This is a genomic window from Leifsonia xyli (assembly GCA_001647635.1).
GTDB classification, from domain to species: Bacteria; Actinomycetota; Actinomycetes; order Actinomycetales; family Microbacteriaceae; genus Leifsonia; species Leifsonia xyli_A.
Genome location: CP014761.1, coordinates 33,563 through 46,315, shown reverse-complemented (window position 1 = coordinate 46,315; position 12,753 = coordinate 33,563). Strand labels below are relative to the sequence as shown.

The window sequence follows — 12,753 nt, the reverse complement described above, 5'->3', positions numbered from 1 at the left end:
TACCCTCCGCTGGCCCGGCTGCCAAGCCCGCCGCTAGGCTCGTGGCGTGACCGACACCGCAGCGTCCTCTCTCGCCGCCGACCTCGACCTCGCCCTGCGTCTCGCCGACGCGGCGGACCGCATCTCGCTCGGACGCTTCCGCGACCGCGACCTGCACGTCGAGACGAAGCCCGACCGCTCCCCCGTCACCGAGGCGGATCTCGCGGTGGAGCGGGCGATCCGCGAGGCGCTCGCCGTCGAGCGGCCGGCGGACGGCATCCTCGGCGAGGAGTACGGCACCGAGGGCGACACCGCGCGGCAGTGGATCGTCGACCCGATCGACGGCACCGCCAACTACCTGCGCGGCGTGCCCGTCTGGGGAACGCTCATCGCCCTCGCAGTGGACGGCGTGCCGCGTGTGGGCGTGGTGAGCTCCCCCGCCCTGGGACGCCGCTGGTGGCGGCCGCCGGCGGAGGGGCGTGGACGACGGACGCGCCGGGGGCGGAACCGCGACGCATGCGCGTCTCCGGAGTCGCCGACCTCGAGCACGCGTCGCTCAGCTTCCAGAGCATCGCGCAGTGGGATCAGGCCGGGTACCTCGACCGGCTGATCGCCCTCACCCGCCGCATCTGGCGCGACCGCGCCTACGGCGACATGTGGTCGTATATGCTGCTCGCCGACGGGCTCCTGGACGCGGTGGGCGAGTTCGGAGTGAAGACGTACGACCTCGCGGCGCTCATCCCGATCGTGGAGGAGGCGGGAGGCACGTTCACCTCGGTCGACGGCACCCCCGGACCGGGCAACGGCTCCTCGCTCGCATCCAACGGCCTCATCCACGCGGCCCTGCTGGAGGCGCTGGCATGAGCGACTCGACCGAGCCGCTTGTCCACATCCAGGGCTTCAGGATGGACTTCGGCCGCACGACGGTCATCCGCGACCTGTCGTTCGACATCGAGCGCGGCGAGACGTTCGGGTTCCTCGGCAGCAACGGCTCGGGCAAGACGACGACCATCCGCGCGCTGCTGGGCATCTACCAGCCGACGGCCGGCGTCCTGCACATCGACGGCAGGACCTTCAGCCCCGAGGCGGGCGAGCGGCTCGGCTACCTCCCCGAGGAGCGCGGCCTGTACAAGAAGGAATCCGTCATCGACGTGATGGTCTACTTCGGACGGCTCAAGGGCCTCGGCGCCGAGCAGGCGCGTCGCTGGTCGCGCGAGTACCTGGAGCGCGTCGGCATCGGCGATAAGGAGAAGGTCCGGCTCGACAAGCTCTCCGGCGGCCAGCAGCAGAAGGTGCAACTCGGAGTGACGATCATGAACGACCCCGAGCTGCTCATCCTCGACGAGCCCACCAAGGGCTTCGACCCCGTGAACCGCCGCCTGCTGATGGACATCATCGACGATCAGAAGCGTGCAGGCTCCACCGTCATGATGGTCACCCACCAGATGGAGGAGGTCGAGCGCCTCTGCGACCGCGTCATCCTCCTGAAGGACGGCGTGGCGCGTGCGTACGGGACCGTCGAGCAGGTGCAGGACCAGTTCGGCGGCACGATCGTGCACGTCGATCACGACGGACCGATCCCCGCGTCCGCCTCGTACACGGTGCTGTCGGACGCCGACGGCCACGCCCAGCTCGAGCCCGCCGAGGGCGCCGACACCGCCGCAATCCTCCGGGAGCTGGTGGATGCGGGCGTGCGGGTGACGCGCTTCGCGCCGACCCGCAAATCGCTCGACGACATCTTCGTCGAGGTCTACGGCGCGCAGAGCCAGGAGGACTGACCATGGCCCGGCACAACCTCAGCACGGTCATCGGCTTCGAGTTCCGGCGCACCATCACCAAGCGCCGGTTCTGGGCGGTCACGCTGATCATCCCGATCCTCGTGTTCGGCCTCGGCGGCCTCATCATCGCGTCCAACGTGTCCACGGCGAAGACCGCCGACCAGCAGAAGAACGCCCGCTTCGAGTTCCTGTACTCGGACTCGTCAGGACTCGTGGACCCCGCCATCGCGAAGCAGTACGGCGGCACCGAGATATCGTCCGAGGCGGAGGGCGTCGAGGAGGTGCAGATCGGCGGGACGCCGGCGTACTTCTCCTATCCGGCCGACCCGGCCACGCAGACGATCCGCGTCTACGGCGAGGACTCCGGCGTCTTCCAGAACAGCAAGTACTCCGCGGTGGCCGAGTCGCTGCTGTCGGCGAGCGTGCAGAAGAAGGTGGGCGACCCGACGACGGTCGCCGTGCTGCGCGGCGACGTGAAGACCAACACGACGACCTTCCTGAACGGAAAGGTGGCGCCCGGCTTCGAGGCGATCCTCCCCGCCCTGCTGTTCCTCGCGGCGTTCTTCATCGTGATCGTCTTCCTGGGCAACCAGATGCTCAACTCCACGCTGGAGGAGAAGGAGAACCGGGTCACGGAGATGATCCTGACGACGATCAATCCGACGAACCTGCTGCTCGGCAAGGTCATCTCGCTGTTCGCGATCGGGATCATCCAGCTGGCGGTGTTCGCGCTGCCGATGCTGATCGGGTACCTCTTCTTCCGGAATCAGCTGCAGCTGCCGGACTTCGACCTGAGCGGGCTGGTGTTCGACCCGCAGAAGATGATCGTCGGCGCGCTCATCCTGATCGGCGGCTTCGCCCTGTTCACCGGCACGCTGGTCGCGGTCGGCGCGGTCATGCCGACGGCCAAGGATGCAGCCCCGGTGTTCTCCGTCGTCATCTTCGCGGTCGTCATCCCGCTGTACGCCTCGGGCTTCGCCATCAGCTCGCCGCAGTCGCCGATCGTGCAGCTGCTCGCGTACTTCCCGTACACGGCCCCGATCACCGCGCTCATCCTGAACGCCTTCGGCTCGCTGCCGCTCTGGCAGGCCATCGTCATCATCGTCGAGCTGTTCGTGCTGTCGGTGATCGTGCTGAGGATCGCGGTGCGGCTGTTCCGCTACGGGTCGATCGAGTACTCCAGCAAGGTGAAGGTGCGGGATGTGCTCGGGCGCCGGTCCGACCGCACCCGTCCGGTGCAGGGCGCGGGGCGCTCCTGATGCGCGCCGTGATCGTGGCGCACCCCGGGGACGCGGATGTGCTGGAGGTCGCCGAGCGACCGGACCCGGCACCCGCGGCGAACGAGGTGCGCATCCGCGTCGCCGCCGCCGGGCTCAACGGCGCCGACCTCAGCCAGCGGCGCGGCTTCTATCCGTCGCCGCCCGGGGCGCCCGAGTGGCCGGGCCTCGAGGTCTCGGGCACGATCGACGCGCTCGGCGCCGGCGTCGACGAATGGAGCGTCGGCGACCGGGTGTGCGCGCTGCTTCCCGGCGGCGGGTACGCGGAGCTCGTGACGGTCGACGCCGGGCTGGTGCTGCCGGTGCCCGACGTCGTCGATCTGGTGGAGGCGGCCGGGCTCCCCGAGGTCGCCGCGACCGTCTGGTCGAACGTCTTCGACCTCGGCGGTCTCGCGGCAGGTGAGGTGCTGCTCGCCCACGGCGGCTCCAGCGGCATCGGTACCATGGCCATCCAGCTCGGCCGCGCCCGCGGAGCGCAGGTCATCGCGACCGCCGGCAGCGACGAGAAGGCGGACTTCTGCCGCGAGGTCGGCGCGGACGCGGCGGTGAACTACCGCACCCAGGACTTCGTGGAGGCGGTGGACGCGTTCACGGCGGGACGCGGGGCGGACGTCGTACTCGACATCGTCGGCGGCTCGTACATCGCGCGGGATCTGGAGGCCCTCGCGGTCGGCGGCCGCATCGTGTCGATCGCGGTCCGGGACCGGGAGCCGGCGTCGATCGACATGGGAGTGATGATGCGCAAGCGCGCCTCTCTCCACGGCACGACGCTCCGCGCCCGGCCGCTCGCCGAGCGGGTCGCGATCATCGCCGCCGTGCGCGAGAACGTGTGGCCGCTGCTCGCAGAGGGACGCGTCCGCCCGGTCATCGACTCGGTGTTCCCGCTGGAGGACGCCGCCGCGGCGCATCGACGGATGGAGTCGTCTGTGCATCGCGGGAAGATCCTGCTGCGCGTCGGATGACGAGGTCGGCGGCGATCGCGAGTCCCGCGCCGAGCGCGTAGGCGACGAGATCGCTGCCCTGGAACGTCGTCCCGAGCACCAGGGCGGCGCCGGGCACGACGGTGGCGAGGTGGGCGGGGATGCCCGTCAGCTGGAAGAACTCGACCGCGGCGCTGACGCCGAAGGCGATGGCCCCCACCACGACGGGCGCACGTCGTGGAAAGACGGCGCCCACGACGGCGTACAGCATCGCCGCGTACAGCGCGTCGCCGACGAACGTCCAGCCGGCGCTGTCGGTGGTGCGGGCGACGACGAGGCCTGCGGCGATGAGCGCGGCGGCGGTGAGGGCGAGGGCGATGCGGCGGCGGCGGGCCATACGGCGACGGTAGCGGCGGATGCAGTGGACCCGCGTCCGCCTGAAGGCCGAGCGTCGTCGGTCGGTGGGAGGATCGTCATCATGACGGACGCCCTCACCGACGACGCCCTGCTCGCCCTGCCCAAAGCGGAGCTGCACCTCCACATCGAAGGCACGCTGGAGCCCGACCTCGCGTTCGAGCTCGCCGCGCGCAACGGGGTGGAGCTGCCTTTCGCCGATGTGGACGAGCTCGCCGCGCAGTACGACTTCGACGACCTCCAGTCGTTCCTCGACCTCTATTACGCGACCATGGCGGTCCTCCTGACCCGCGAGGACTTCGCCGAGCTGACCCGCCGCTACCTGCGTCGCGCGCATGCGCAGGGGGTGCGACACGTCGAGCTGTTCTTCGATCCGCAGGCGCACACCTCGCGCGGGGTGGGCTTCGACGACGTGGTCGACGGGATCGGGGACGCGCTCGACGAGGCCGAGCGCGAGCACGGGATGACCGGGGCGCTCATCCTGTGCTTCCTCCGCGATGCGCCGGTGGCGTCCGCCGAAGAGGCGCTGACGGCGGCCATGTCCCGGACCGACCGCATCATCGGCGTCGGCCTCGACTCGGCCGAGGTCGGCTACCCGCCATCGCTGTTCGAAGCGGTGTACGCCCGCGCCCGCGAGGCCGGCCTGCACGCCGTCGCCCATGCCGGCGAGGAGGGCCCGCCCGCCTACGTGCGGGAGGCGCTCGACCTGCTGCATGCCGAGCGGATCGACCACGGCATCCGCTCGATCGAGGACCCGGAGCTGGTCGCGCGCCTGGCCGAGGAGCGCATCCCGCTGACCGTCTGCCCGCTGTCGAACGTACGGCTGCAGGCGACGCCCGACCTGCGAGAGCACCCGCTGCTCCGGCTCGACGCGGCAGGCGTGCCGGTCACGATCAACTCGGACGACCCGGCGTACTTCGGCGGCTACGCGGGCACGAACTTCATGGCCGTGCGGGATGCGCTGGGGCTGACCTCCGACCAGGCACGCCGGTTCGCGCGGACGTCGATCGAGGCGTCGTTCGCCTCGCCGGAGCGCAAGGAGGCGCTCCTCGCCGAGCTCGAGGCGTGGCGCCCATGAGCGAGCCACAGCGGTTCGTCACCGCGGACGGCCGGGCGGTGCGGTACTTCGACACCGGAGGTGACGCCGGTTCGCCCGTGCTGGTGTGGCACCACGGCACCCCGCAGACTGGCGCGGTCATCCCACCCGTGGCCTCCGAGGCGGGTCGACGCGGCGTGCGCGTGCTCTCGGTCGCGCGCCCCGGCTATCCCGGATCGGACCCTCTCCCCGGCCGCTCTGTCGCCGACGCCGCGGCCGATGTGCTCGCGGTCCTCGACGCTCTCGGTGTCGAGCGGACGATCACCGCCGGCGCGTCCGGCGGCGGCCCGCATGCGCTGGCGCTGGCCGCACTCGCCCCGGAACGGGCCGCCGCGGTCGTCACGCTGGCCGGCATCGCGCCGTTCGACGGATCGCCGGACTGGTTCTCGGGGATGGCCTCGCCGGGCGGACTTCAGGCCGCGCTGGCGGGTCGTGACGCTCGAATGGCCTACGCCGAGACGGCGGAGTGGGATCCGGAGCAGTTCACGGAGCGCGACTTCGAGACCCTCGGCGGCTCCTGGGGCGCCCTGGGCGCCGACGCGCAGGCCGGGTCGGCTGAAGGACCGACGGGAGAAGTCGACGACGACGTCGCCTACACCTCCCCCTGGGGCGTGGAGCTGCGCGCCGTCCGCGCGCCCGTGCTGCTGATCCAGGGCGGCTCCGACCGCGTCGTCCCCGCACCGCACGCGGCCGCCATGCTCGAACGACTCCCCCACGCTGAACTGTGGATCCGTTCCCGCGAGGGCCACGTCTCGGTGCTCACGGCGTTCGGCGTCGCGCTGGACTGGGCGCTGACGCAGTGGTGAGGCAGCCCCTCAATCGTCCGGCGTCTGCACCTGCTCCACCATCGAGCCGTCTTTGACCGTACCCGGCAGCGTCTCCTCGTAGAGGAATGCTGCGCACTCGGGCCAGGAACTGGCGTCTGCGAGGCGGAACACCTCCACCGCCCGCGCGCCCTCGAAGGTCGCCGACGTGCGGAGGATGACCGGCGGGCGACCGCCCTCCATCGGCAGGCGGACGCTGAACGAGTCCCGCGACTCGTCGGGGTAGAGGAGCAGAGCGAGGAACGTCGATTCGCTCATCTCCCCATCCCCCGACGACCGGATGTCAGGAACGCAGCTCGCGCCCGTGGACGGTGACCGCGTAGATCACCAGTACATCGATTGCGACCATCACGATCGACCACCACGGCTGCGCGGGCAGCGACATCAGCTGCGACACCGCGTTGACACCGGCGATGATGACCGCGAACACGCGCGCCCACATCGCTCCCCGCATCAGGAAGATGCCGGCGAGGAGGAGCAGGACGCCGACGATCAGCGACCACCAGCCCCAGGCCGCCACGTTGAAGGAGGCGACCGCGCCACCGCTCACGAAGTAGGCGGTGTTCGGTCCGACGATCGCCATGATCCCGTAGAAGATGTCGATCGCCGCGCCGATGAAGAGCATGATGGACGCGAAGTACGCCCAGCCGACCCAGCCGGTCGCCGAAGGTGCCTGTGACATGGGAACCGCCTTTCACGCAGGGGCGCCCCGGCGGTCGCCGGAACGCCGGAGGGCCGGCCGGCCCACCCCCGCGAGCCGGCCGGCGGGACGCGCCGGGTGCCACTCGGGTGCCGAAGAGTCCCGGGTCCAGCGCATCGCCTGTTGAGCCTTCGCCCGCATGATGCACCCCTGCGCACCGGGTCGGCTAGACATGATTTTTACCGTCTTCCGCGAGTGGGTGCGCGTGTTGCACAATCCGATCATGGACGAAGCGGAGAACATCGCGGCGACCACCCTCGGGCCGGGGCGGGCGCCCGGAGGCGTCCCGTTACGGATCCATCTGGGAGAGCCGGAGTACGCGGCGTTGGTCCGCATAGCCCGGAACAGGAACACCACGGCGGCGCACCTCGTCGAGCTGCTCGTCCTCGGCGCACTCCAGAAGACGGACGTGCCGCCGCCGGCGATGTCGTACCCGAAGCGGCCGCACACCACCTACGAGCAGGCCACCAGCGGGTTCAAGCCGGACGAGTGACCGGCACCGGCGCCTCGATCCCGAGCCGCCTACGAGGTGGCCGGTTCGCCGGAGAGGGCGTCGGCCCGCCCCCGCGGCAGGAACCCGGAGACCACCGCGCCCGCCAGCGCGACCACGATGAGAACCGCCATGGCCGCCACGTAGCCACCCGCACGCTGGCCCACGCCGAACCCCAGGACAGTGCCGACGATCGCGGTGCCGAAGCTCGATCCGAGGTTCGAGACGCTCCGCGACAGACCCGAGATCTCCCCCTGACGGGCTTCGGGGAACGCCGACTGCACGACATTCACGCTCGGGGTGAGCATCAAGCCGACGCCCAGACCGATCACGAGCAGCCCCGGGACGAACGGCCAGCCTCCGGGGATCGCGCCGACCAGCAGCAGGAGCGCCGTCCCGATCGCGGTCAGCACGAAACCGCCGAGGATGAGCGTGCGCTGGGCGATGATCCGCACCAGGCGTCCGGCGGCGAGCGACGACACCAGAATGCCGAGCGTCGCGGCCGTGAAGATGACGCCCGTCTCGATCGCGTCGTAGTGCCGCGCGACCTGGAGGTGGCTCGACACCAGGAACGAGATCCCCATGAGCAGCAGCCACTGGAAGTTCTGCGTGACGAGCCCGAAGTTCGAGGTCCGGTTCGCGAAGAGCGCTGTCGAGAGCAGGGGTTCGCGGTGCCGTCGCTCCAGCCTCCTGATCCAGGCGAAGAACCAGGCGATGACCGCGGCGCCCGCGATCAGCAGCACCACCGCCAGCAGCGGTGACGTGTCGACGACGAGGATGCCCGCGACGAAGAGCACGAGGCCGCCACCGGAGAGCACCGCGCCGACGACGTCGTAAGGGCGGCCGGGATCCGCGGCCAGCGGGTCCTTCAGCGCGAGCGCGAACAGGATGATGACGACGATGATCAGCGCCTGGAACAGGAACGCCGCGCGCCAGCTGATCGCGCTGCAGATCCATCCCCCGATCAGCGGACCCATCGCCGCGCCGATGCCGCCCGCCGCACTCACCAGCCCGAACGACCGGGCGCGGCTCTGCGTGTCCTTCCAGTACAGGGTCACCAGGATGTACACGGGAGGGATGAGCAGCGCCGTCCCCGCCCCCTCCAGGATCGAGTTGCCCAGGATGAGCAGGCCGAGCCCGGGCGCCAGGGCGCTCAGCACCGCGCCGAGGCCGTAGATCCCGAGCCCCAGCAGGAAGCACGTCTTGCGCCCGAGCAGGTCGGTGAGCTTGCCGAACGGCACCATCAGCGCCGCCATCGTGAGCAGGAACAGCGTGATCGAGAGCTGGATGCCCGCGACCGTCGTGCCCAGGTCCCGGCTCATGTCGTTGAGCATCACGTTCCTGTTGGAGCCCGCGAACGAGCAGATGAACTGGGCCAGCGCCAGGGGCACCAGCGTCCAGCCGGCGACCGTGCGCGTCGTCGTGGTGCTCATCGTGCGATCAGCGGGTGCCCGCGAGCGCCTTGGCCTTCAACGTCTCGAACTCGGGCTGGCTGATCGCGCCGCTGTCGAGCAGCCGCTTGGCCGACTCGATCTCCCCGGCGGGCGAGGCCGCCGACGACCCGGCCACCTGACGGATGTACTGGTCGTTCGCCTGCTGCGCTTCGGCCATCCCCGCCATGTTCCGCTGCGCCATCTTCCCGCCGCGGGCGATCAGGTAGATGAAGGCGGCGAGGAACGGGAAGATCACCAGGAACAGCACCCAGAGGGCCTTCGCCCACCCGCTCAAGGTCGGGTCGCGGAAGATGTCGATGATCACGCGGATGAAGATCGTGATGCATACGAACACGAGGTAGAACCAGAACGACCAGACGAGGAAATCCCAGAACGTCATGACGACTCCAACCCTTCGGGCACGCGGGATTCGCTGTGCGTGGCCGCACGGTACTTCGCCGGACCCGTCTGCGGGAAGATGCAGAAAGTCACCCGACTTACTACTTGTCTTTTGAATCATCCCGGAGAGACACTGTGCGCATCCGGGCGTCCACAGAACGCAACGGAGAACCGGAATCGGCAACGGGAGGGGACTGCCGTGACACTGCACGCGAAGATCCACGACCCGCACCCGGACGAGATCGCCCCGGTGCCCTATCTGCGGAACGGCCAGCTGATCTCGTTGATCCGCTGGGACCGCGTCGCCGGCGACTGGAAGTACACCACGCTCCTCGCCGAATACGCCGGCCGCGACGACAAGACCTGGCAGGTCGTCGCACACGGCTGCCCGATGATCTTGGACCGCACCGAGTGGGCGATCTTCACGTGAGGATGCGTACGTCGCGGAGCGGGTTCGCGGTCGTCGCGGTCTCAGCCCTGATCCTCCTCTCCGGATGCTCGTCATCCGGTTCGTCCTTCACGGGCGACTGGGGTCAGGTCGCCCCGGGGCAGCCGTCGTTGACCATCGAGGCGGATGGCTCGTTCTCCGGCACGGACGGCTGCAACCCGCTGAAAGGCACGGGCACGGTCTCCGGCGACACCTTCACCTTCGGGCCGTTCGCGTCCACATTGAAGGCATGCGAAGGGGTCACACCGTGGCTCAACCTCGCCGACACCGCGAAAGTCGACGGGAACACCCTCACGATCTACCGCTCCGGCGGGACCGAGATCGGGACGCTCCAGAAGCGCTGACGGAGTCGTCGCTCTGCTCCGGGGATGCCCTGATTTCATGCGGAAGGGATGATGTGGTCCGGCGGACCGCGGACCTACCTTTCGATCGGATCGTTCTCGAAGGGGGACTCATCATGATCGACGAGGGCGAATACAACCACCCGCCGCACGCACCCCGGCTGCGGGAGCACATCGGGTTGGTCCGCTGGCGACGCGCGGCGGACGGCGAGTGGGAGTGCGAGACCGTCACCGGCCAGTACGCGGGCGGCGACTCGCACTGCTGGCGGGTGCGCCTCTACACGGGCGTGGAGCTCGAGTACGATCTGGACGACTGGGCGCCCTACAAGCCCCAGCTCTGAGGCGGAACCGCGTCGGTCGCGCTTGTCGAGGATGTCGGCGAGATGGTTCACGACAGTTCCCCCGCATCCTCGACGTAGTCGCACTCATACCGCAGGGTGGCGCCGACGTCTACCGGGCGGCGGGAATCCGCGGAATCCCGGAGAATATCGGCGTGACTAAACCCGCCGCCCCGGTCCCGCTCCTGCTCGGACGGTACCGGCCGAACCAGCTGCTCGCGCGCGGCGGCTCCTCGATGGTCTTCCGCGCCCGCGACGAGAATCTCGGCCGCGACGTCGCCGTCAAGCTGTTCTCCTCCGGGAGCGATGACGACGTCGCCCGCTTCCGGACCGAGGTCGGCGTGCTCGCCGGGCTCCGGCATCACGGCGTCGTGTCGATCCTCGACGCGGGTGTCGACGACTCCTCGCCCCGCGACCCGCGACCGTTCCTGATCATCGAACTGGTTGAAGGGGACACGCTCCGCGCCTTGCTGAGCGCCGGCCCGCTGACGACGAGGCAGATCGGCGAGGTGGCGTTCGAAGTCGCGGAGACGCTGGAGTACGTGCACGCGCGCGGCGTCATCCACCGCGACGTCACGCCGACGAACATCATGGTCGTCGATTACGGCACGCGGTTCTCACGTCCGCGCGCGCGGCTGACCGACTTCGGCATCGCCATCCACGCGACGCGTCCGCAGGAGATCACGGAGGAGACGTTCGGAACGGCCGCCTATCTGAGCCCCGAGCAGGTCAGGGGCGAAATCCTCGCGCCGGCGTCCGACATCTACTCCCTCGGCCTGGTCCTGCTGGAGTGCTTCACGCGGACCGTCGCCTTCCCCGGCTCCCCCGTCGAGTCGGCGCTCGCCCGGCTGGATCGCGACCCCGAGATGCCGGACGACGTGCCCGAGCCGTGGCGCGCGCTCATCCTGTCGATGACGCAGACCGACCCGCGGCGGCGGCCGTCCGCTGCGGACGTCGCGACGGCCGCGCGCGAAACCCTGCGGGCCGACCGGGAGCACGAGCCGGCGTAGCCGCGCTCATTTCACCGAGCAGTCGTCGATCGTGACCGCCCCGGCGGTCTTGGTGAGGTTGGTCGCGTAGAGCCGGGGAACATGTGAGAGATGCTCATCATGACGGTCTTGTCGTCGCAGGACCCGGTCGCCTCCCCGCTAGAGAGTGCTGCCCTGCCGTATGGGCGCTGTGCTTTACGGTCAGCGGTGACTTTGAAGCGTATGCTCAAGTCACGGGCAGCACCCGCGCATCCCCGGCGCATGACCCCTCAGAGTCTGACGTTCAGCGACCGCGACGGTGACGGTCGACCATCCTGGTGGATCGCATCGCGAAGCAGACAGCACCTGCTGGGACGGGGACCGAATGTCCGACCACCTTTTTCCTCACGACACCCCGGAGCAAGCCGAAGAGCGCGAAGACAGGGTGTGGGAATCGTTGCGTTCCACTCCGCGCAGCGACCCGAACCGAATTCAGAAGGCGCGTGATGCGTATCTGGCCGACCCGACCACGAGTGCCCGTTGACTCGTGCAGCGATCGACGAAAGGAAGGCTGATGAGCGCGATGAACGAGGCCAACACCTCACGCTCGGACTCGCCCCCGCAGACCCCGGAGGGTGAGGAGGCGGACGCCCGCTGGGACACCGAGGGCGGGGCAGCCGGGGCCGCCGACCCGGCTCACACCGATAACGTGCCGACGGGGCGAAGCGACCAGGAATGGCGCGCAGAGAAATCCCGGCACTGGCACAACGGCGGCTACACGCCGGAGACGCAAGCCCGCTCTGATAAGAAACCCTGAAGTCCGACGGCAGAACGCGGATCTCGAACAACGCGTGACAGCGACCGAATGGTGGAGATGGGGGGAATCGAACCCCCGTCCACTGCTGTGGTCATGTGCCTTCTACGGGCGTAGCCAGTGAAGTCGCTTTCTCGACCCCGGAACTTGTCGCTGGCACCTGTTCCGGCGGGCCCAGTATCAGTGGAAGTCCCTCTGCGCCCTGATGCTCAACGCAGAAGCAAGTTCTCTAGCTGACGCCAGGATCCGGGTAGAGAACGATTCCCGGTCTGACGGTCTCTCAAATGGCGGAGGTGAACTTACGCCGCGAGGGCGAAGTCGGCCTTGGCCGAGACAGTGCTCTTGTTATTGGCACTTATTTTTTCGCATGGATCGTTAACGAGATAACCATGCATCCTCGACCCGCTTCTCACAGTCACGCAGACAATGTCGAAACCGATCATCCCCATGCGCGGCCTGTCGGCCGGGTCGCTGTCACACGCTGTTGAGTTGTTGCAGATACCGCCTCACCGCATCAGCGGCGAGCTACTCATC

At 69.2% G+C, this 12,753-nt stretch carries 16 protein-coding genes, 1 other RNA gene and 1 pseudogene; 12 read left to right on the top strand and 6 right to left on the bottom strand.

Annotated elements, in window-relative coordinates:
• Positions 1-46: 46 nt before the first annotated feature.
• The 4 genes and pseudogenes from A0130_00275 to A0130_00260 all read left to right on the top strand — a co-directional run bounded on the left by A0130_00275 (position 47) and on the right by A0130_00260 (position 3,996).
• Positions 47-843: pseudogene (locus A0130_00275) on the top strand (histidinol phosphatase).
• On the top strand, positions 840-1,757 hold the full coding sequence (locus A0130_00270) for an ABC transporter ATP-binding protein (GenBank protein ID ANF30326.1): 918 nt from the start codon (positions 840-842) through the stop codon (positions 1,755-1,757). Before A0130_00275 ends, A0130_00270 begins: the two are co-directional and overlap by 4 nt.
• A 2-nt stretch (positions 1,758-1,759) precedes the next feature.
• A complete protein-coding gene (locus A0130_00265) occupies positions 1,760-3,016 on the top strand; it encodes a sodium transporter (GenBank protein ANF30325.1) in 1,257 nt (418 codons plus the stop codon).
• Positions 3,016-3,996, top strand: a complete 981-nt coding sequence (locus tag A0130_00260; GenBank protein ANF30324.1) for an NADPH:quinone oxidoreductase — start codon at positions 3,016-3,018, stop codon at positions 3,994-3,996. The genes A0130_00265 and A0130_00260 overlap by 1 nt, the downstream gene beginning before the upstream one ends.
• Here the strand turns inward: A0130_00260 and A0130_00255 are convergent.
• Positions 3,899-4,351 carry a hypothetical protein gene (locus tag A0130_00255; protein ID ANF30323.1) on the bottom strand — a complete coding sequence of 151 codons (453 nt, stop codon included), beginning with the start codon at positions 4,349-4,351 and terminating at the stop codon, positions 3,899-3,901. The two genes, A0130_00260 and A0130_00255, sit on opposite strands and share 98 nt — an antisense overlap.
• Positions 4,352-4,432: 81 nt before the next feature.
• Here A0130_00255 and A0130_00250 point away from each other — a divergent pair, with 81 nt between their 5' ends.
• Positions 4,433-5,446 carry an adenosine deaminase gene (locus A0130_00250; protein ANF30322.1) on the top strand — a complete coding sequence of 338 codons (1,014 nt, stop codon included), beginning with the start codon at positions 4,433-4,435 and terminating at the stop codon, positions 5,444-5,446.
• Positions 5,443-6,270, top strand: coding sequence for an alpha/beta hydrolase (locus A0130_00245; protein ANF30321.1), 828 nt, complete (start codon positions 5,443-5,445; stop codon positions 6,268-6,270). Before A0130_00250 ends, A0130_00245 begins: the two co-directional genes overlap by 4 nt.
• 9 nt (positions 6,271-6,279) lie before the next feature.
• On the opposite strand, the gene A0130_00240 is transcribed toward A0130_00245, so the two are convergent.
• Complete coding sequence (locus A0130_00240; protein ANF30320.1) at positions 6,280-6,546, bottom strand: hypothetical protein; 267 nt, start codon at positions 6,544-6,546, stop codon at positions 6,280-6,282.
• A gap of 25 nt (positions 6,547-6,571) precedes the next feature.
• Entirely contained in the window at positions 6,572-6,970 is a 399-nt protein-coding gene (locus A0130_00235; GenBank protein ID ANF30319.1) for a hypothetical protein, read from the bottom strand.
• A 241-nt stretch (positions 6,971-7,211) separates the two neighbouring features.
• Between A0130_00235 and A0130_00230 the strand changes: the two genes are divergently transcribed.
• On the top strand, positions 7,212-7,481 hold the full coding sequence (locus A0130_00230; GenBank protein ANF33229.1) for a hypothetical protein: 270 nt from the start codon (positions 7,212-7,214) through the stop codon (positions 7,479-7,481).
• Between the two features lie 29 nt (positions 7,482-7,510).
• On the opposite strand, the gene A0130_00225 is transcribed toward A0130_00230, so the two are convergent.
• Positions 7,511-8,911 (bottom strand): MFS transporter, encoded by a 1,401-nt coding sequence (locus A0130_00225; protein ANF30318.1) that lies wholly within the window; start codon positions 8,909-8,911, stop codon positions 7,511-7,513.
• Between the two features lie 7 nt (positions 8,912-8,918).
• Positions 8,919-9,311, bottom strand: coding sequence for a hypothetical protein (locus A0130_00220; protein ID ANF30317.1), 393 nt, complete (start codon positions 9,309-9,311; stop codon positions 8,919-8,921).
• 198 nt (positions 9,312-9,509) lie between these two features.
• Between A0130_00220 and A0130_00215 the strand changes: the two genes are divergently transcribed.
• The 5 genes from A0130_00215 to A0130_00195 all read left to right on the top strand — a co-directional run bounded on the left by A0130_00215 (position 9,510) and on the right by A0130_00195 (position 12,222).
• Positions 9,510-9,740, top strand: a complete 231-nt coding sequence (locus A0130_00215) for a hypothetical protein (GenBank protein ID ANF30316.1) — start codon at positions 9,510-9,512, stop codon at positions 9,738-9,740.
• A 2-nt stretch (positions 9,741-9,742) separates the two neighbouring features.
• On the top strand, positions 9,743-10,102 hold the full coding sequence (locus A0130_00210; protein ID ANF30315.1) for a hypothetical protein: 360 nt from the start codon (positions 9,743-9,745) through the stop codon (positions 10,100-10,102).
• Positions 10,103-10,215: 113 nt separating this feature from the next.
• Positions 10,216-10,440: a hypothetical protein gene (locus A0130_00205; protein ID ANF33228.1), complete on the top strand. Its 225-nt coding sequence runs from the start codon at positions 10,216-10,218 to the stop codon at positions 10,438-10,440.
• Between the two features lie 152 nt (positions 10,441-10,592).
• Entirely contained in the window at positions 10,593-11,447 is an 855-nt protein-coding gene (locus A0130_00200) for a hypothetical protein (protein ID ANF30314.1), read from the top strand.
• Between the two features lie 532 nt (positions 11,448-11,979).
• Positions 11,980-12,222, top strand: a complete 243-nt coding sequence (locus A0130_00195) for a hypothetical protein (protein ANF30313.1) — start codon at positions 11,980-11,982, stop codon at positions 12,220-12,222.
• Between the two features lie 49 nt (positions 12,223-12,271).
• Here the strand turns inward: A0130_00195 and ssrA are convergent.
• Positions 12,272-12,666, bottom strand: a transfer-messenger RNA (tmRNA) gene (ssrA, locus tag A0130_00190).
• Between the last annotated feature and the right edge of the window lie 87 nt (positions 12,667-12,753).